The 21,799-nt window shown below is 47.3% G+C and carries 11 protein-coding genes and 1 riboswitch; all 11 genes read right to left on the minus strand.

The features are described 5' to 3' along the window. Window positions 1–347: 347 nt before the first annotated feature. The 11 genes from LRP49_RS16555 to LRP49_RS16605 all read right to left on the minus strand — a co-directional run bounded on the left by LRP49_RS16555 (window position 348) and on the right by LRP49_RS16605 (window position 21,170). The gene (locus LRP49_RS16555; RefSeq protein ID WP_274143422.1) at window positions 348–1,934 is read right to left on the minus strand and encodes an AMP-binding protein; all 1,587 of its coding nucleotides are present in this window, start codon (window positions 1,932–1,934) and stop codon (window positions 348–350) included. 36 nt (window positions 1,935–1,970) lie between these two features. Then, the gene (locus tag LRP49_RS16560) at window positions 1,971–3,428 is read right to left on the minus strand and encodes a coniferyl aldehyde dehydrogenase (RefSeq protein WP_274143423.1); all 1,458 of its coding nucleotides are present in this window, start codon (window positions 3,426–3,428) and stop codon (window positions 1,971–1,973) included. 226 nt (window positions 3,429–3,654) lie between these two features. Next, window positions 3,655–4,725 (minus strand): AraC family transcriptional regulator, encoded by a 1,071-nt coding sequence (locus LRP49_RS16565; protein ID WP_274143424.1) that lies wholly within the window; start codon window positions 4,723–4,725, stop codon window positions 3,655–3,657. 131 nt (window positions 4,726–4,856) lie between these two features. Next, window positions 4,857–5,165, minus strand: coding sequence for a DUF202 domain-containing protein (locus LRP49_RS16570; protein WP_274143425.1), 309 nt, complete (start codon window positions 5,163–5,165; stop codon window positions 4,857–4,859). Next, entirely contained in the window at window positions 5,165–5,500 is a 336-nt protein-coding gene (locus tag LRP49_RS16575) for a YidH family protein (RefSeq protein ID WP_274143426.1), read from the minus strand. The genes LRP49_RS16570 and LRP49_RS16575 overlap by 1 nt, the downstream gene beginning before the upstream one ends. A 10-nt stretch (window positions 5,501–5,510) precedes the next feature. Then, window positions 5,511–6,359 carry a MurR/RpiR family transcriptional regulator gene (locus LRP49_RS16580; protein ID WP_274143427.1) on the minus strand — a complete coding sequence of 283 codons (849 nt, stop codon included), beginning with the start codon at window positions 6,357–6,359 and terminating at the stop codon, window positions 5,511–5,513. A gap of 127 nt (window positions 6,360–6,486) precedes the next feature. Continuing rightward, complete coding sequence (locus LRP49_RS16585; RefSeq protein ID WP_274143428.1) at window positions 6,487–7,842, minus strand: PTS transporter subunit EIIC; 1,356 nt, start codon at window positions 7,840–7,842, stop codon at window positions 6,487–6,489. A gap of 1 nt (window position 7,843) precedes the next feature. Beyond that, complete coding sequence (gene murQ / locus LRP49_RS16590; RefSeq protein ID WP_274143429.1) at window positions 7,844–8,746, minus strand: N-acetylmuramic acid 6-phosphate etherase; 903 nt, start codon at window positions 8,744–8,746, stop codon at window positions 7,844–7,846. Between the two features lie 222 nt (window positions 8,747–8,968). Further along, window positions 8,969–17,929, minus strand: coding sequence for a S8 family serine peptidase (locus tag LRP49_RS16595; protein WP_274143430.1), 8,961 nt, complete (start codon window positions 17,927–17,929; stop codon window positions 8,969–8,971). 876 nt (window positions 17,930–18,805) lie between these two features. Further along, window positions 18,806–19,966, minus strand: coding sequence for an amidase family protein (locus LRP49_RS16600; protein ID WP_274143431.1), 1,161 nt, complete (start codon window positions 19,964–19,966; stop codon window positions 18,806–18,808). Between the two features lie 61 nt (window positions 19,967–20,027). Beyond that, on the minus strand, window positions 20,028–21,170 hold the full coding sequence (locus LRP49_RS16605; protein ID WP_274143432.1) for a hypothetical protein: 1,143 nt from the start codon (window positions 21,168–21,170) through the stop codon (window positions 20,028–20,030). 414 nt (window positions 21,171–21,584) lie between these two features. Further along, window positions 21,585–21,699: riboswitch (glycine riboswitch) on the plus strand. The last annotated feature ends 100 nt before the right edge of the window (window positions 21,700–21,799 follow it).

Here is a 21,799-nt window from a genome sequence, read left to right on the forward strand (position 1 = left end):
GATTAATCCGCGTACATTTGTGCTAATTTACTATATAGATGCATAAAATCAGTGGATTAACTTCTATGATTGTGACCTGAATGGGAGAAAGCGGGCGTCCCTGACTAAAAACAGGCGCATTTTTACTATGTACATTGTTCAGTGTATTTATACAGCGGAATACATAAGGGAAATTTAAGCGTTATGGGGTAATTCGAGCACTCAGAGGGTCGAAACGATAACTCACTTTGGTCAGCAATGCGTTCCCCCCCCCTCTATCACTCTCTTCTTAAAACGCTGATTTATGACAAACAAAAAAAGCCCCGACGGACTCGGGGCAAACAAACAACGGCTAGGACAAAAAAGAATTAAGGCGCAATTTTCTCCGCGATTTCTCGCAAGTCTTTGCGAAGAATTTTTCCAACAGCAGTTTTCGGCAGTTCAGTTACGGTTACAATTTCTTTGGGCACTTTGTAAGGCGTGAGGTTTTCTCGGCAGTACGCTTTTAACTCATCCACGTCCAGTTCAGGTGTCGCGGTAATATACGCACGCACGGACTCACCCGTATTGTCATCGGGCACACCAATCACGGCTGCTTCTAAGACATCACCGTGTGAACAAAGAACATGTTCCACTTCGCTGGGGTAGACGTTAAAGCCGGAAACAATGACCATATCTTTAAGGCGATCGACGATTTCAATGCAACCATCTTCGAGAATTCGGCCCATATCCCCCGTTTTAAAATACCCATCGGATGTAATCGCTTGTTTGGTTTCCTCTGGGTTATTCCAGTAACCCTTCATCACCAAATCACCTTTCACGACAATCTCGCCCACATGACCGTCTGGTAGCTTTCTGTTGTTGATATCCCATATTTCCAACTGCGTACCTTTCAGTGGCGGCCCCACGGTGCCGTAATGTTCTTCACCTGGATGATTTAACGAGATAACAGGCGATGTTTCAGACATGCCATAGCCTTCGGTGATCGAGCAGCCGGTGACTTCTTTCCACGCCAACCGTGCACTTTCCACCAGTGCCGTACCGCCAGAAAGGGTTAATTTCAGCTCGGAGAAATCCAATTGTTTAAACCCTTCGTGGTTACAAAGCCCTACAAACAAGGTGTTGATACCCGCAAATCCCGTGAAACGATGCGGTTTGATTTGTTCGACAAACGCATCGAGATCTCTTGGGTTTGGAATAAGGATGTTGGTGTTCCCTTGAGAGAAAAACAGGATAAGGTTCACTGCAAAGGCGTAAATATGGTAAAGCGGCAACGGGCACACATACAATTCATTACCTGGGTCAGCATTGTCCGCCAACCTATCTGCGGTTTGAAGTGTGTTGAAAATCACCGAGCGATTAGTCAAACAAGCACCTTTTGCCAGTCCAGTTGTGCCCCCCGTGTATTGCAGCATACATATATCTTCAGGCCTCACTTCTGTTGGCTTCAGGGTCATACCTTTTGTCAAACTAATAATGCTGGCCATGTCTTTTTGAATGGTCGTGCGTTGAGTCGGTATGTTAGGTATGTCTCCGCCATGAGATTGCACCACGACGCCAATGTCAGTGTCGTTAATAATTTCAGCCAGTTTTTTCGATAACGGAGAAAAAATAACGATAGCTTTAACACCTGAATCTCGGAACTGATGGAGCATCTCGCGCTGCGTATACAGTGGATTGGTATTCACCAATATTAACCCAGCCCTTAATGCTGCAAACGCCGCAATGGGAAACTCAAGGATATTGGGCAATTGAATGGCGATTCGATCGCCAGGTTTCAACGGCGTATTGTGCTGAAACCAGCAGGCTAAGGCACGAGACTTTTCTTCCACATCGCGATAAGTCAGTGTTTCCGCACCACATATAAAGGCAGTGCTATCTCGGTAGTGCTCACAGGCCGTTTCTATCAGATTCGCGAGACTTAAGGCCCTCACTTGATTTGATTCTTGATTCACGTTTTTGTCCTCCATTACGACGTTAGATCCGTTGTTCTAGCTAATGAAAAAACGGTAGAACAACTCGTGTATCTTCTTTCCATATGGAGGAAACAACATATCACTGAAAAAGAGCCGTCCCCGTTTCAATAGTGCTTTCGAATGAGAAAATGTGCGAAACCCTTCAATCCCGTGGTAACTCCCCATACCCGATTCACCAATACCGCCAAATGGCAAGTCATCGACAACAACATGAAATGCAGCATCATTAATGCACACACCACCCGCATGAGTTTGTGTAAGAAGTTTTTCTTGGAAGGCTTTGTTAAAGCTCTGGATGTAAAGACCTAGTGGCCGTGGTCCCGCATTGACTGCATCAATGACGTCTTGGATTTCGTCATAGCCGACAATGGGCAATATTGGGCCAAAGATCTCCTCACGCATGACACGCATTGTTGGATCTGTATCCGTAACAAGCGTAAGCGGCATGAAGCAGGTAGCATCATCTGCGGGTAACCCACCGAGTGAAATGACATTTGCTCCTGACGATTTTGCTTCATCAATGTAGCCTTTAAGGCGCAGATATTGGCGAGTATTGATAATACGGGTTCGCTTACTGCTCCCTTCATGTTTGGGATACATGATGTTGTATTGCTTCTCTATCGCACCGACCAGTTCGTCTACCCTTCCCTTTGGGCAAAAAATATAGTCAGGGGCAACACATGTTTGCCCTGCATTCATGGTTTTGCCGTATATAAACCGAGATACAGCGTCGTCTACGGGCATTTCATCATCCATAATCACAGGAGACTTCCCGCCCAATTCTAAAGTGACGGGCACTAAGTTCTCTGCTGCCGCTTTCATCACATGTCTTCCCACTTGTGTCGAGCCAGTAAAAAGCAAGTGGTCAAAAGGCAGAGATGAGAACGCCTGAGCGATATCAGTTTCTCCTTGGACAACACTTACCTTGTCGGCGGCAAAAACGTCAGCAAGCAGGTGAGTTAACACCGCATTGGTATGCGGCGTGAATTCGGACACTTTTATCATTGCCCTGTTACCCGCAGCGATAGCTGCAACCAGAGGACCGATGGTCAAAAATACCGGATAATTCCATGGAGAGATGATGCCGACAACGCCACGTGGTTGATAAATGACTTTCGCTTCTGCAGGCTGGAACACCACGCCAACGTGACGCTTTTGGGGTTTCATCCAACGACGAAGATGCTTAATGGTGTAATCAATGCTTGATAAGGACGAAAATATATCTCCGAGCAGGCTTTCGTCATGGCTACGGTAGTGGAAGTCTTTTTCTAATGCCGACAACAAGGTTTTCTTTGAGCTCAGAATGGCCTTTTTCAACGATTTAAGATCTCGCACTCTCTGGTCATAACTTGGATAGGCATTAGCGTTAAATGCCGCTTTTTGTTGAAGAAAGATATGTTGCAGGTGCGACTCAAACGGCATGGCACCTTCACCGATTGTCGTTACCTCAGAGATTTGTTCAGCATTCGTCATTGAAAAATCCTCGTCTCAAGTTCTGACTTTCCAAACAATTCATCCGCTCTTTTTGACAGAACAATGAAAGACAGAAAGTATCCGTTGCATCACTATGATCGAAAACTAGGCGGATCCCTTTGTTCATTCATGCCAAAGGTTTGTCATTGAAAATGAGCGACACGCGTGAACAGCGTGGGTTTAACACGCTGTAAGATAAGAGGTAACGTGAGAGGTATTGTTATTGTCAGCGAGACGCTTGCGCGGAATGATCAGGCTCGGAGATAGTGTTTTCTGAAAGATAACTTTGGCGGTACTCGCCGGGAGCAGTTCCCAACCAGCGTTTGAATGCGCGATTAAAATTGGCAACATTCGAAAAGCCCACAAGGTAACTTATTTCGCTGATGCTGAGATGAGGTTGCTTAATATAACTGAGAGTCAGTCGCTTGCGAGTGGCATCCAATATGTCTTTATAACAGGTGCCTTGCTCGCTGAGTTTGCGTTGCAAATTTCGAAGGCTAAACCCTAGATGCTTCGCGACATCAGACTGCGATGGCGCGCCCATCGGCAGCTCTTCAATGATCTTGTTCTCTATAAGGTAACTGAGATTGGTTTTATCAACCCTGCTCATAAACTGGTTCAACATTTCCATGTGAATTTGGTTCATAACCGGGTTATTGCCCAAGCAGCGCTCTTTACATGCCGCCAAATCGAGCACGATGGCATTTCGTTCGCATCCATACTGCACCGGACAATTGAAGAACGACGCAACGGCTTCACTGTTTTCTCGTGGAGACGGTGTCGACAACTGCACTTTCAAAGGTTCTAAATTTCCACCGACCATATCTCTCGCAACTTGCACCAGCGTCGCAAGAAAAGACTCTATAAGATCAGGCGACAGCACTTGCCTCCCACTGTCAGGATAACGATAAACGACAAACTCAACGATCAGTTCATCGCCATCTTCGTAGGTTTCCATATTGCTGCAATTTGATACAACGCGTTTGTACTTAGATACGCGCTCTAGGGCTTCTTGTAGGCTAAATGCTGACTGTATGGCATAACCAAGGGCGTGTAACGCGGAGGGGTGGAAGTGCCTCGCGACTTCAATATTAAACTCGCGATCATCGACAACTTTATTGCAATACTCAAACAGATTACCCAAGCTGACTACACAAATGCGCCCTTCAGGGTCGTTCACATCTGCGGGGTCAATATTGAATTTTTCCAATGTCTCGTTAGGGTCAATATCCAGTGCTTTCATTGCACGAGTTACGGGGATAATCCAACCACTTAACGTAGAATAATACGCACCCATCTCAACTACTTCACATCATACAACTCACTCAAGTGTTGCAACGATGTAGCAGTCTGTAAAGTTACGCCTACTCATAATTGAGAACAACCGTCGGTTGACAGCCTGCATCTTCGTCGATCATGTCGACATAATTACAGAAAAACAAACGAAGTAAATGCGGTCGCTGACAGCAAAACAACGAATCCTGACAGGAGCAACTTACGAATCAGCTCCCGCCTATTGGTTACGTTGTAACTAATGGCAATCATGTTTTTTCTCATCATGCTCGAGTTAAGGGCAATCCAAGAGACAACAATCAGGCTTATCATCCCTATCGTTGATAACACACTCAGTTTTAGTAAAAGCATGACCGCCGTTGCTAACGCAAGGCTTGTTCGGGTCCAAGCAAGTTGGCTCCGCTCTCTTTGTAACCCGGGGTCTCTTTCAACGACTTTTGACATCAAATCGACAGTACCGCAATGATCAAACCCACCATGGTGACGATGACGGTTAATAAGACCAAGCTTTTGCTGTAGTGAAAAGGCTCTTCAAGGCGCATTGCTCTTTCGTTTTGATACCACCGGAAAAATGCCCAACAGCCCGTAATCACAGAGACCAAAGAGAGTAATGCAGGCAGCCATTGCGTATACAGCGGCATGTTTTCACCCAAATGGGCCGACAAAATGTCCACACCAATGGCCGTTGCTAGAAAAGCTAGAGATGTTCTAATCCACGCCAAAAACGTTCGCTCATTTGCCAAAGAGAAACGGTAATCGGGCTCTTTTCCTACTTTCATCCTCTGCGACCTATTTTTGAATGGTTCTAATCGAGCGAAGGGCTTTAGACATTTTGCCCTGATCTATGAGGGTATTTAGTTTGAAGTACAAAACGTCAAACGCCACCATTTGCAACAGTTGAGATGTGACCATCCCTAATTGCTCATGCGTTTCAGAGTAGCTGTAAGGAATGAGGTAATCGGACATGAGTGCGACTTTTCCTTTGCCAAAACGCGTTAAAGCAATGACCTTTGCCCCAGACTCTTTTGCCTTTTCTATTGCGGTAATCACTTCTTGCGTTTCACCACGCGCAGATATCACGATCAAAAGATCTTTCTCTGTCAGTAACGAGGCCTGAACAATTTGCGAATGGTAGTCAGAATTAAAATGCACGTTTAGGCCGGTGCGGATCAATTTATGGTTGATATCCGACGCGACGATTGCCGATGCACCAATCCCCGTTAGCACAATCTTTCCGCTTGAAAGCATCACCCGTGCGCATAGATCGATGACATCCGGCTCAATCAAGCTCAGAGACTGTTCAATTTTGTCGGTAAACAGTTGCTTAGATTTGCTGAGAATGGCGGCAGTAGAATCATCAGATGAGATTTCTTGGTACAAGGTGTGCGTGGTGGTCTCTGAGGCTAACTGCTGCGCTGAAGCTGCTAATTTCAGTTTTAAATCAGGGAAGCCCGAGCAGCCCAAACTTTTTGCATAGCGAATGATTGATGAATCACTGATACCCAGTTGCGCACCGACTTTTGTTGCACTTTGATCGGCTAAATCAAATGCCACATCCACAATGAACTGAGAAATCTTTTGCTCGTTTGCATTCTTTGAATGCAGCAAGGCTTTTACTTTGTTTACGAGGGTATTCATTCGCTTCCTATTGATCTTTTTTCTATACCCAAACAACGTAATATCGCGTTGTTTGGGTATAGAAGCCGAGACAGGCTCGGCTCCGTTTCATGTCGTTGCCATTTCACACAATGGCATTAACGCGTTTTTACTCTTTTGGCTCTGCAAAACCAAGAACGATGGATGCAATGAAACCTACTACCCATGCGCTAAGTACCGCAATCATAAAGTGAATTATTTGTCCCTCACCCACAAGTGGGATCAAAGACAGACCTGCCGTACCGAATGGGATGATGATACCAACTTTGAAGGCTGCCATCACCGCACCACCTGCAAATCCACCAATACAACCCGCAATAAATGTCTTACCAAGTGGCAGAGACACACCAAATAGCAGCGGTTCACCGACCCCTAGAATACCGACAGGTAATGCACCTGTGATGGTCTTCTTCAAGCGCTCATTTTTGGTTTTCAAGTAGACATAAGCTGCCGCGCCTACTTGTCCCATACCACCCATCGCAAGAATTGGGAAAAGGTAGTTCAAACCAAACGTTTCAAGAATTTGCGCATGAATAGGAATAAGGCCTTGGTGCAAGCCAGTAAGCAGCAGGAACAAGAAGCCACCACCTAGCACACCACCAACGGCAACTGAGCCTGCTGAATCGTTTAGCAATGCGACTGATACCATGCTGCCAAGCCACATATTGACTGCATGCGCGATTGGCTGCAGTACCATTAAAGCAACGGCGGACGACACGATGATCGTTACTGTTGGCGTCAAAATGAGGTCAAGACTTTCTTTACAACGGCTGCGGAACCACAGCTCAAACTTCGAAGAGAAGATACACACCAACAACACAGCAAACATGCCGCCGCCCGCTGGCACCATTTTATTGCCGAAGAGTTCAATGTTCGCCAATGCAGGGCTCGCCAAGATCGCGGCCATGACGGCACCAATCGCTGGAGAAGCCTGAAGCTCTTTCGCTGTGTTCATGCCAATCATGATTGATAGGACGGCAAAGACGGCACGCCCTACCACATTGAACAATTCGAAAATATTGGCATGTGCGGTAACAAATTCTGGTGATACCAACTTAAAGATATTCACCAGACCAAGCACCAAGCCACAGCCAATTAACGCAGGAATTGTCGGAACAAAAATAGCTGCCAGCGTGTTCAGGGCTTTTCTAACCGTCATTGGTTGTTTTTCTGCGTCGGCTACAGACGAGGTTGAACCCGTTTTATTTAGGCGCTTCGTCAATACACCCGCTACTTTGGCAGCGGTTCCCATGCCAACAATAATTTGAAATTGCTCGCCTGCATCAACCACACCTTTAACGCCTTCAATTTTCTTTAGCGCATCGGCGTTAAACATTGAGCGGTCTTTCAATACAACACGCACTCGTGTCATACAGTTTGTTAATGTTGCCACATTTCCAAAGCCACCGATGTATTGCTCAATGCCATCGGCAATGATTTCCAGATGTTCTATCTTGTTAGCCATACTACTTTCCTTGGTCTAATTGCTCATTGAGCGAACGGTAAGGTTGAGATGCGATCTCTTTTGCTTCGCTAGCGGAAATATCAAGGGAATAAAAAAGGACTGCTGCGCGAACGTTGTAACCCACGTTTTCCAGCAATTTGATTGCCACTGCTTCTTTTACATCACAAATCTGCATGACCATGTTTTGAGCACGAACTCGCAGCTTTTCGTTGGTCGGTTTCACATCAATCATTAGGTTGCCGTGAACTTTACCCAATTGAATCATCACGGCCGTGCTTATCATGCCTAACAACATCTTCTGTGCGGAACCGCTTTTCATTCGGGTTGAACCCGCGAGAACTTCCGGCCCTACGTCGGGACAAATCGAGAGATCTGCAGACTCGCAAACCAAACCACGTCCGCGTGTAGAAATGGCTACCGTTTTCGCACCAATATCGCGCGCATATTCTAAGCCAGAAATCACAAACGGTGTTCTACCACTCGCAGCAATGCCGATAACGACGTCATTACTGCTCAACCCACGCAGTTTCAGCTCTTTAGGTGCTGATTCCACGCAGTCTTCAATGTTTTCTACCGCTTGCAACATGGCTTGCTGACCGCCAGCAATAATTGACTGTACCAACGAAGGATCCGTGCCAAATGTCGGCGGACATTCCGCCGAATCAAGCACGCCGAGTCGGCCACTTGTGCCTGCGCCAACATAAAAAAGGCGCCCGCCGCAGCGAATCTGTTGGGTGATCAATTCGACCACTTTTTCAATTTCAAACAGCTCATGTTTGATGGCCTTCGGAACTTCTGCATCATTCTGATTTAAAAGGGATAACACCTCAATCAGTGGAAGCTCTGAAAGCATTTGGGTATCAGGGTTTTGCTCTTTGCTAATGGTGAGTGACAGATTGTCCATATCACTTTCTCGTTGTTATTCGACACATGAAATATATATAAATGTCGAATTCCGACAACAACGAAAAACAACTAATGAGATTTAGATCACCGAAGAAATCAAAATGCCGTTTCAATTGAGATTCAAATGAAAAAAGAGGGGAAATGAGTGCTTCTCATTTCCCCTCTTTGTAAGCGATGAACTTTAGTTAACCATTGTATTTAGTTAACGACGGTTTTCTAATCAAGAACCTGGTTGTTCAGCAATATCCGCCATGCCATTGTGATTATTGTCTTGACCACCAAAATCATCTTGGCTGTTTAACATGCCATCACCGTTACCGTCGAAGAACGAATATCCACTATTATAGATATCAAATGCCGTCCCATCGTTTGCAGGATTCAGGCTTTCCAAATCCAAATAGTCAGGGATACCATCGTTATCTGAATCTTGCGGTGCAAATACACTGCCTTCAAGATCAGCGGTGTCTACTTTGAGGTCGCCGTTTGCATCGGGTAAGCCTACTTCGATCAAATCAGGAATCGCATCATTATCGCTGTCCAGATCGATGTCATTGGTAATGCCATCACCGTCCATATCATCGTTTAACGTAGTCGTACCTAAACGACTCAAGGTGATATTGGCGATTTCAAACACGCCACTGTAGAAACTGCTATCGACGTAATAGTCGACTTCGGTAGAGGCAATGTTAACCTCTCTAACCACTTCGCCATTTCTTAGGTAGCGTACAGCATTGTCACTGACTTCAATGGCATACTTATCACCAACAGCTACACGCCCAAACGACCCACGATACGACCCGCTTTCGTATATATAAAGCGTTGTACCCGCGAAATAGAACGCAAAATCTATATCGGTATAAGACGCCCCGATTTCTTGGTCTCCCAAACCAACCATGTTGTAAGTCCCCAACTTGCTGAGAACAAAACTGAATTGGTAGTTACGTCGGAAGCCAAACGTAGAGAAGCGGTCCGAGTTGGCCTGATGAGACCAAGACCCGCCATTTGCACTTAGCTTGCCGTCTGCATATCCTGCATTGCCAACAAGAACTGGCCAGCGCGTTATGGAGACATCGGCATGCGTTTCGACGAGATTACTGATGCCATCATTGTCTCTATCCAAATCGGCATTATTGCCTACACCATCTAAATCAGTGTCTTGCGTCTCATCCGCATTGTTGGGGAATGCGTCCGCATTATCGCCGACTCCATCATCGTCTGAGTCACGGGTTTCATCTGGGTTAAACGGCAACGCATCATCTAGATCACGAGTGCCATCGTTGTCATCGTCGTCGTCATTTCCATTAAGCACTCCGTCTCTATCTGCATCCTCAGCGCGATCATCGACACCGTTTCCGTTCGAATCGACTCCCCCTTCTCCGTCTTGGAGGTTCAGCATGCCATCAGCGTTGGTGTCATAAGACGCGTAGATGAATCGGTGCATGTCATAATCCGTTCCGTCGTTCTCGGCGTTGTGACTCTCAAGGTCGAGGTAATCTGGAATACCGTCACTGTCGCTATCAGGAGCTGGACTGACAATGCCCTGCTGGAAGATATAATCGACCATCAGGTCACCATCTCTGTCCGTTAGGCCCGCTTCCACTACATCTGGGATCGTATCGTTGTCGCTGTCCAAATCGAGGTCGTTAGCGAAACCATCACCGTCTGCATCCACCGCAAAACCTGAGCCAGACGCTGGAGTCAGTTTGATGTCGGTCAGGCGTATAGCCCCGTTATAGAAGCTTGAATCCACGTAGAAGTCTGGCGTGTCACCGCTGTAGGTGGTTTCACGCAGCACGTCGTCATTCCTTCGATAGGTAATGGTGCCGTTATTCACTTCAATCGACAGTTTGTCGCCTACCTTCACGCTGCCACTGCCGAAGTTGGTGATATACGCACCGCTTTCGTAGAGATACAGGTAGGAATTAACGATGTAGAAGGCGTAATCCACATCTGAATAGTACGCGCCACCTTCAACGTTACCTAGCCCGAACATGTTGTTCGCACCCAGCGATGTCACGGTAAAGTTCAAGCGATAATTGTCGCTGTAGCCGTACTCAGAGAAACGGGCTGAGTTGGCTTGATAACCCCATGAACCGCCGTTTGCAGAGAGTTCACCGTTCGAGAAGCTTGCACCATACAATGTTGGCCAGTCGACGATCTCCGCTTCAGTGCGCAGCTCAAGTTCATCAGACAAGCCATCGTTATCGCGGTCTATGTCGGCATTGTCACCAATACCGTCATTATCCGCGTCAGCCGTCTCGTTCGCATCATTCGGGAAGGCATCTGCATTGTCGCCTATACCGTCACCGTCCGAGTCTTTAGTCTCTGACGCATCTTCTGGGAAGGCATCGGCATTATCGCCCACACCGTCACCGTCTGTGTCTTTGGTCTCGGTTGCATCTGTTGGGAAGGCATCGCCGTTGTCGCCGACACCATCGCCATCGGTGTCCGCATCTTCATTCGGATCAAACGGGAAGGCATCGTAGATATCGAGCGTGCCGTCGTTATCGTCATCCTCGTCATTCGGGTTGGAGATACCATCACCATCCGAATCTTCGGCGCGGTCATCAACACCGTTTCCGTTGATGTCTGCGCCACCCTCGCCGTCTTGCTGCGTGAGCTTGCCGTCGCCATTGGTATCAAACGCCGCGAAGTCGTAGCCATGCATATCAAACGCCGTACCGTCGTTCTCTGGGTTATTACTTTCGAGGTCAAGGTAATCGGGAATACCATCGTTATCTGAATCTGGTGCTGGATTCACCGTACCTTGCAGGTTGTTTTGATCAACCATCAGGTCGCCGTCCGCATCCGTCAGGCCTGCTTCCACCACATCTGGGATGGTGTCGTTATCCGAGTCCAAATCCAGATCGTTAGCGACACCGTCACCATCTGCATCCACCGCTAAACCAGAACCAGAGGCCGGTGTCAGCTTGATATCAGTAAGACGGATCGCGCCGTTGTAGAAGCTTGAGTCGACGTAGAAGTCTGGCGTGTCACCGCTGTAGGTAGTTTCACGCAGTACATCGTCATTTCTGCGATAGGTAATGGAGCCGTTATTCACTTCAATCGACAGCACATCGCCTACCTTCACGCTGCCACTCCCGAAGTTGGTGATATACGAACCGCTTTCGTAGAGGTAGAGATAGGAATTAACGATGTAGAAGGCGTAGTCCACATCCGAGTAGTACGCCCCACCTTCAACGTTACCTAGCCCGAACATGTTGTTCGCACCCAGTGACGCTACGGTAAAGTTCAGGCGGTAATTGTCGCTGTAGCCGTACTCAGAGAAACGCGCTGAGTTGGCTTGATAACCCCATGAACCGCCGTTCGCAGAGAGTTCACCGTTCGAGAAGCTTGCACCATACAGGGTCGGCCAGTCGACGATCTCTGCTTCGGTGCGAAGCTCTAGTTCATCAGACAGCCCATCGTTATCGCGGTCGATGTCGGCGTTGTCACCGATGCCGTCGTTGTCTGCGTCATTGGTCTCGCTCGCATCGTCTGGGAAGGCGTCTGCGTTGTCGCCAACGCCGTCACCATCGGTGTCTTTAGACTCTGACGCATCGTTCGGGAAGGCATCGGCATTATCCCCCACACCGTCGCCATCCGTGTCTTTGGTCTCGGTGGCATCTGTTGGGAAGGCATCGCCGTTGTCGCCGACACCATCGCCGTCCGTGTCGGTATCTTCATTCGGATCAAACGGGAAGGCATCGTAGATATCTAAGGTGTCGTCGTTATCGTCATCCTCGTCATTCGGGTTGGAGATCCCGTCGCCGTCGGAGTCTTCAGCGCGGTCATCCACACCATTTTTATTGACGTCCCCGCCGCCTTCACCATCTTGAAGGTTCAGCATGCCGTCGCCGTTAGTATCGAAGGCTGCAAAATGGTATCCATGCATATCAAACGCAGTTCCATCATTTGCCGCATTCTGGCTTTCAAGGTCGAGGTAATCTGGAATACCATCGTTATCAGAGTCCGGTGCGGGGTTCACTGTGCCTTGTAGGTTGTTCTGATCAACCATCAGGTCGCCGTCTGCATCTGTCAGGCCGGCTTCCACCACATCTGGGATGGTGTCGTTATCTGAATCCAAATCCAGGTCGTTCGCGACACCATCACCGTCTGCATCCACCGCAAAACCTGAGCCAGACGCTGGAGTCAGTTTGATGTCCGTCAGACGGATCGCACCGCTGTAGAAGCTGGTATCGACATAGAAGTCCGGCGTATCACCACTGTAATTAACACTGCGGATCTCACTGTCGTTATAGAAATAACGAATGGTGCCATTATTTACTTCAATCGATAATGTATCGCTTGCCGAAACAGAATTGTATCCACCGATATAGCTGCCACTTTCATAAATGTATAGGTAGCTGCCAGACAGGTAGAAGGCATAATCAATGTCACTGTAGGAAGCACTGCTTTCCGCATTGCCCAATCCGAACATGTTGTAGGATCCCAACGACGCAACCGTAAAGTTCAGGCGATAGCTGTCGCTGTAACCGTAATTGGAGAAACGCGCAGAGTTGGCTTGATAACGCCAAGAACCGCCATTCGCAGAGAGTTCACCGTTCGAGAAGCTTGCACCGTAAAGGGTTGGCCAGTCGACGATTTCCGCTTCAGTGCGCAGCTCAAGTTCATCAGACAGCCCATCGTTATCGCGGTCTATGTCGGCGTTGTCACCGATGCCGTCGTTGTCTGCGTCATTGGTCTCGCTCGCATCGTCTGGGAAAGCGTCTGCGTTATCGCCGACGCCATCACCATCGGTGTCTTTGGTTTCTGAGTCATCCTCTGGGAAGGCATCGGCATTATCGCCCACACCGTCACCATCCGTGTCTTTGGTCTCGGTGGCATCTGTTGGGAAAGCATCGCCATTGTCGCCGACACCATCACCGTCCGTGTCGGTATCTTCATTCGGATCAAACGGGAAGGCATCGTAGATATCTAAGGTGCCGTCGTTATCGTCATCTTCGTCATTTGGGTTGGAGATACCGTCACCATCGGAGTCTTCGGCGCGATCATCGACACCATTGCCGTTAACGTCTGCGCCGCCCTCGCCGTCTTGCTGCGTAAGCATGCCGTCGCCATTGGTATCAAACGCGGCGAAGTCATAGCCGTGCATGTCGAAAGCGGTACCGTCGTTCTCTGGGTTATTACTTTCGAGGTCAAGGTAATCCGGAATACCATCGTTATCAGAGTCAGGTGCTGGATTCACCGTACCTTGCAGGTTGTTCTGATCAACCATCAGGTCGCCATCCGCATCCGTCAAACCTGCTTCCACCACGTCTGGGATGGTGTCGTTATCCGAGTCCAAATCCAGATCGTTAGCAACACCGTCACCGTCTGCATCCACCGCAAAACCTGAACCTGACGCTGGAGTCAGTTTGATATCAGTGAGGCGTATAGCCCCGTTGTAGAAGCTTGAGTCGACGTAGAAGTCTGGCGTGTCACCGCTGTAGGTGGTTTCACGCAGTACATCGTCGTTTCTGCGATAGGTAATGGAGCCGTTGTTTACTTCAATCGACAGCACATCGCCGACAGCCACACTGCCACTGCCAAAGTTGGTGATGTAGGAACCGCTCTCGTAGAGGTAGAGATAGGAATTCACGATGTAGAAGGCGTAATCAACGTCTGAATAGTACGCCCCACCTTCAACGTTACCCAAGCCGAACATGTTGTTCGCACCCAGCGATGCCACGGTGAAGTTCAGGCGGTAATTGTCGCTGTAGCCGTACTCAGAGAAACGGGCTGAGTTGGCTTGATAACCCCATGAACCGCCGTTAGCAGAGAGTTCACCGTTTGAGAAGCTCGCACCGTAAAGGGTCGGCCAGTCGACGATCTCCGCTTCGGTACGAAGCTCAAGTTCATCAGACAGCCCATCGTTATCGCGGTCGATGTCGGCATTGTCACCAATGCCATCATTGTCTGCGTCATGGGTTTCTGAGGCATCTTCAGGGAAGGCATCTGCGTTATCGCCGACGCCGTCACCGTCCGTGTCTTTGGTCTCAGAGGCATCTTCAGGGAAGGCATCCGCGTTATCACCCACACCGTCGCCGTCTGAGTCCTTGGTCTCGGTTGCATCTGTTGGGAAGGCATCGCCGTTGTCACCCACGCCGTCGCCATCGGTATCCGTGTCTTCATTCGGGTCGAATGGGAAGGCATCATAAATATCGAGTGTGCCGTCGTTATCGTCATCCTCATCATTCGGGTTGGAGATCCCGTCGCCGTCGGAGTCTTCAGCGCGGTCATCCACACCATTTTTATTGACGTCCCCGCCGCCTTCACCATCTTGAAGGTTCAGCATGCCGTCGCCGTTAGTATCGAAGGCTGCAAAATGGTATCCATGCATATCAAACGCAGTTCCATCATTTGCCGCATTCTGGCTTTCAAGGTCGAGGTAATCTGGGATTCCATCATTGTCTGAGTCCGGAGCAGGATCCACAGAACCTTGGAGGTTGATACTGTCTACCGTCAGGTTTCCATCTTCATCTGCCAATCCAGCCTCAATAACATCTGGAATCGTGTCATTGTCACTGTCGAGATCTACGTCATTGGCATACCCGTCGTTGTCTGCATCGGCAGAAATGCCGGCACCTTCGATAGGCACCAACTGAAGCTCTGACAATCTGATAGCACCACTGTAGAAACTAGAATCAACGTAATAATCTGGCACTTCGCCACCAAGATTAACGGTACGGATAACATTGTCATTTCTCAGGTAGCTGACCACACCCGCTTTCACTTCAATCGCTAGCGTGTCCCCAACAGAAACTGCGCCGAGGCTTCCTCGCGATGCGCCACTTTCATAAGCGTAAAGTGTTGAGTTAACGAGATAGAATGCGAAATCGATGTCCGTATAACTCGCCGAGCTCTCTACCGAGCCCAAGCCAATCATGTTGTAGGTGCCTGTCGCTTCTACTTTGAACTGGAAACGATAATTGTCGGTAAAGCCGTAATTAGAGAAACGAGCGGAATTAGCCTGATATCCCCAGCTTCCGCCATTTGCCGTTAACGCACCTTCGTTAAACGCCGCATTTCCCGTTAATAGTGGCCAGTCAACGATGTCTGCCTGAACACGCGATTCCAGCGTATCGCTCAGACCATCATTGTCACGGTCTACGTCTCCGTTATCGCCGACGCCATCGCCATCAGAGTCTGTCGTTTCATTTGGATCGTTCGGGAATACGTCACTGTTGTCACCGACACCGTCATTGTCTGAATCCGTCGTTTCTTCTGGATCAAGCGGGAATGCATCGTTTTCGTCAGACACGCCATCGTTGTCATCGTCTGTATCTTGTGAGTTGCCAACACCGTCCCCGTCAGTGTCGTATTGTTCGTTTGGATCAAGGGGAGCCCAATCATCCTCATCATTCACGCCGTCGCCATCATCATCACGGTCAGCGTTATTGCCAATACCATCCCCGTCGGTGTCCACCGACTCTTCAGGATCTTTAGGGAATGCGTCATCGACGTCTAACACACCATCGTTGTCATCATCAGTATCAACATCGTCGAGAATCCCATCACCATCAGTATCGACAATCACAGACTCCACCAGCCTTTCCATGTCGATGATACCTTCAGATACCGTCAAGCCCTGCCATGCTGCAACGGGACGTGCCGTATCTAAAACCAGTCGCTTAATATCGCGGTAGGTCATTGAGGGATCCATTGACCACGCCAATCCCACGATACCTGTCACGACTGGCGTTGCTTGAGATGTACCGCTAAAACCTGAATAACTCCCAGACGAGTTGGCGGTGTTAAATTCTGTCGGTGCAGCAATATCTACGCTCGTACGACCGTAGTTCGAATAACTAATACGCCCTTCACTTTGATTGGATGCAGCGATACTCAGAATGTTTTCGTTATCGTAAGAAGCGGGATATACCGGTGATGCATCAATATTTGAATTGAAATTGTGTGAAGCGATGACCATCAAGTGATCATCGCCAGCGATTTGCGTGATCACATCCTTAAACGCTTGGGAGTAATCGTTTCTGATCCCCCAGCTATGGTTTGATAGGCGAGAGCCTTTGTTTGTCGCATATAACAATGATGCCATGGCGTCAGACACTGCAGCCGAGAAGCTTAACGGCCCGCCAGTATCCATTAGCTGACACCGCCACGCGCTACCTACGTAGCCGATGCCATTATCACCACGACCACAAATGGTGCCCGCAACAGGTGTACCGTGACCACCAAAAACCTGATTGGTACGACCATTTATGTCATCGACAATGCCGTTGTTATCATCATCCACGCCATTTCCGGCAATCTCATCTGGGTTTATCCAAAAGTTTCCCTGCAAGTCCTCGTGGCTGCGAAGAATACCTTGGTCATAGACCGCAATTGGCCCAATGGCCGACGCGTCAGTAATAGTATCCCACGCTTCATACGCATTAATTTGGTTTAGCCACCAAGCGTTTCCACTGCTAATGCCACTGTTAGATTCGTTCGGTGCTAATGCCCATTCAATTTTGTAGTCAGGCTCGGCATACGCCACATTGTGATGCGCATTGACAACCTCTACAGCCTCTCGCATCGACATGCTTTCAGGTAACGAGTAAACATGGAGGCGAGAATCAGGCAAGGCAGGGTTGAGTGCTTGTTTATGTTCGAGGCCGATGTCAGAAAGTGCCGTAAATGTGTCTACACCATCAGCAATGCGAACTGTGATAACGCCGGGAATATGCTCCGACTCAGCCATACGATCAAACGTGGGAAGTTTTAACGGGTCTTGCCCTTTTTGCAATTGATAGCTTTCAAACTTTAGCCAACCAGGCGTGCGCTCTTGCGCAATATGTGCGTTAACTTGCTTGAGCCAATATTCACTGTAAGGGTGCATTCTTAATGAAGCTTGAAACCAAGGCTTTTCTGGGTCGACTGGATACTCAACCCCCTGCCCGATAAGACTCTCTTCATAAGGAATTAAAGACGGAGATGTGAGGTATTGGTCAGATTGAGAGGCGGCGGGAGGATAAGGTTCTTGGGCAACGGGACGTTGGGAACGAGAGGCTTGTTGATTTTCCAATTTGCTTTCATTCATTGGTAGTAAGTAAGCCGCAATACCCGTAGCGACAGCAATTGCCACCAAAACACCAACTTTGACGAAGCCAAATTGCGGATTTCTCAACGTCACACAAGAGTGAGAAGTTTTACTCTTTTCGTTATTCGAAGCAGTCATATAGCAACCCCTATGAAGTAGGCCGACCTGCAGCTTCTGCAATCCATTTTATGCTAATATACTGAATTGCATGCTGTATAAAGAAGCCTTTCACGCACGTAAATATCCTCTGTGCTGAAGCATATGCTCGAACCAACTTCGCAATATGTCGCATTAATACGATTTACAGTAAACAGAACTTTAAACTGGGCCCACTACTACATTTCCCTCATGTTTTATGCGGTAATTCAGCCTCATTCATACGGGATGCCATTTCCTAACTCACTGTTAATTATTAAATATTTATGAATCATCTCCTTTTATACTCATTGAGTCTCGTATCGTAATCAAAATACAATTTCGTTAGTGTTTGCTAATATTCCGTACTGTAACGCGATACACCTTCCTCAGAAATCCCACACTGCTGCCGTGGAATGACCACCCGACTCCTTTTTTTGTGGGTGAGAAGGTTTCTGTTTATGTCTAAAAATGACAGATTTGTTGAATTTCAAGAACATTCACAGCCAAGGCGCAATGAAAAAACGAATCAAAACCTCGGATTTTATTCTTTTAAAACATGATATTAGGCAATCTTCCACTCATGTAATTCACCTAGTTATCCACAGAATCTGTGAATAGGTCACAAGCAACCCCAAAGCTACATTTTCTATATATTTCATGCAGATAGATGCGATTTGACAAAAAAATAAATTTTTCTTGACCTAATGACGATAATTCTGGCGGTTCAAAGCGGTATATCACCATGGTATGAAAGCGTTTTCTTAATGGATTTTTCTATTGCACATCACTGCTTTATGAGCTAGATGTTCAACGCCATATCGCATCAACGTGCACAAGAATGTGGGTAGGTATTTGAAAGGAATCTGAAAGGGAAAGTTACATAAACCATCTAGCTGCGGCTTCGAACAATATACGGTCCTCGCCAGGAAGGGCGAGTAAGGATACGCCCATTGGTGAACCGTTCACACTCACCACAGGCAACGTCAGTTGAGCTAGCCCTGCCACTTCAGCAATAGAATACAATCTGCGCTGGTTAAGCAAATATATGTCATCCACATCACCCAACTGTGGTGCGTGACCCGGTGTCGTTGGAATCATTAACAGTTCGCCACTGGAAAACAAGCCCCTCAATGTTTCCGTGAAGATCTCTCTCTTCTTTTTCGTTTCAACAAACTCTTTAAAACTTTTGCCTCGAATCCGTTTCAAGAACTCTTGTGTTTCATCAGTTAGTTTGGGTTTGTAATGATCCAACCACTGCCCATACTCCAACTCAATCTCTCGACCAAGAATCGTGGTATGAATATTATGGGCTTGGGTCAATATGAGTTTGCTAAAGTTTGATATGTCTTTTCTAGGGACACTATTGTTAGACATGGCAACCTCCCACTCCAACATTGCTTCTATGGGAAGCAATTCCTGAAAGAGCGTAGATGCATATTTTATCCCTTTAAATCTCGTGGCTTTGGGAGGTTTAGCCCAGCACTTTTCCGCAATTTGCTTAACCGTAGGTAGTTTTCGGCCCATTATGCCCACAGAGTCAAAAGAAGGTGATAGAGGAGCAATACCTCTAAGATCAATCATGCCGGCTGAAGGCCGATACCCAATTAGGTTACACAGAGAGGCAGGAATAAGTACACCACCACAGCAGTCGTTCCCAATCCCTATCGTCGCTTTTTTTTTCGCCACCGCCACAGCAATACCAGACGAAGAACCACCAAGACGTGCGCCTCTTACGACAGGATTACCTAACGTCGCTAAAAATGGATTTTGGCCGCTTATACTCGCACCGAAATCATCGACTTGCCCCTTACCAATGAGCTTGCACCCAGACATCAGCAGTATTTTGACAACTTTAGCATCAAATTTTGCGGGTTCATTTCCATCAGACCATGCCGGAATTCCTATACCTGTGACCACATCCTTCACACTCACACCATCACTGACAATCATGGATTGTCTACTAAGTACGCCGCTAGGCACATCGACCCGCTCTGGCGAAAAATGGTGGAGCATGTAATGGTTATCAAGCATAGGCATGAAACTCTAATTCTATCGCATATTCATAAGCTTAAGAGTAAATGCAGCATTTTGCTCAAAACTAACTGATATTTTGGCACTGATCGACAAGTGCGTTGTAATTGGCGCCGAAATCATCACTGGTAAAATATTCATCATTAATTTTCAATCGACGACTTTGCAACCAACTCTCTGGCGACGAGCCTTGCCCATATGGAATTTTATATACGTAAAAATGCTGGTTTTGGTGCATATAGATGAGATTTGCCGCAACCCTCAGTGGCCTATATTGCTCGTTGAGATACAAAGTAAACGCACCGCTACAGTCGTTGACGATGTAGGATCCGTTATCGCTTCTAATCGCAATATAGGGTTGTTCAGATTCAGTATAAGCTGCGAGCGACCAACTGCCTGAACGCTTGGTGAGCTGAAGGAATGGCATTCTTCCCGTATCAAAGTCTTCGGAAACCACTACGTCATCCTGTTCAACTTCGGCTTGATCTTCCTGTTTTTTTTCAACCGCATGTACCACTTTAAGAGCCGGTGCTGGCGGTGGTGGCGGACTCCCAACGAACCAGGATTTTACGAGCAACCAATTTACTTTATTGACACCATACACACCCGCCCCAACCAGTGACAACGTCACAATGAGAGGCATTGCAATTCGCTTAGTCCATGAAGAAATAGCAGCCAGTTGCAAACTCGGTGCATTATCCAATTCCGTCTCTAATACTTCGTTTTCTGATAATGCACGTTTGAGATCAGCAGCAAGCTTATTCTTCTCATTTTTAGTGTCTTCTTTTTGTGCTTTTAACCTGTTTCGTTCGTCTTTCAAAAGTACGAGTTCACCTTCTAACTTTGCTATTTTTCGCTCATATTCCGCGTTAGATCCCGAATATTGCTTTTTGGAACTCGCCTGCGCTTGTGCCAATTGCGCCTTAAGCAACTGATTAAGCGCATTTAACTCATCACGTTCACGTGTGATTTTTTGTAGTTCTAGGTTAGACAAACTGCTATCCCGCATCGATATAGAAGCAGGTGGTGTTAGATAGTTGTCTCCTTTTCCTTTCGACACGTTGTCATAAGCATGATGCACCAATTGCATTAACGCTTTTGATCCCCCCTTGTCTGGGTGAACCCGATGCGAAAGCAATTTATATCTCTGCTTGATAACGGCTTCGGAATCGTTTGATTTCGTGCCAAGGAGTTCGTTAAACGTGGTCATGTAGAGTTAATTAAAAATTCTGGTATCACTATATCGGCTGATTAAAAAGAAACTTGAACAAGCTCAAGTGGCTGACGTGCTACAAATTAATCGCAACGTCTCATATTTAAGATAGCTATAAACCCAACCGACCGCCGACCAATGTGTGGAAATTTTGTTGCATATGCACATTTAGCGATCTACTTGGAAACATCACTAGATACAAATAACAAACAAATAGCCACTTGGATTCACTTTTATCTTTAAATTGCTATTTTTCATTGCAATCTCAAAAACGTGATCTATGATACTTTTGAAAATTTGATGACCCGATGAACGCTGCTGGAGAGAGATGGCATTTGCCATCCGCCGAAGAAGTAAATCTTTCAGGCACTCATTAACACTGTATTTAGTGTTTGAGTAAGGACAGTTGCGGGAGGGATCTCTGGAGAGAGGTAAGCTCGACTTACCCGCCGAAGGAGCAAGCTCATTAGCCTACTATTGGCTGTTTATGAGTGAAACTCTCAGGCAAAAGGACAGAGGAGATAACTGCAGTAGAGCTCGCGCTTTAGTGCTGCTTTTTGCAGCTATTCTCCTCCTTTTAATCTAAGCCCAAACTTTCATCACTTTTCTACGAAAGCTTGGCATTA

It is taken from the genome of Enterovibrio qingdaonensis, from assembly GCF_028683135.1.
GTDB classification, from domain to species: Bacteria; Pseudomonadota; Gammaproteobacteria; order Enterobacterales; family Vibrionaceae; genus Enterovibrio; species Enterovibrio qingdaonensis.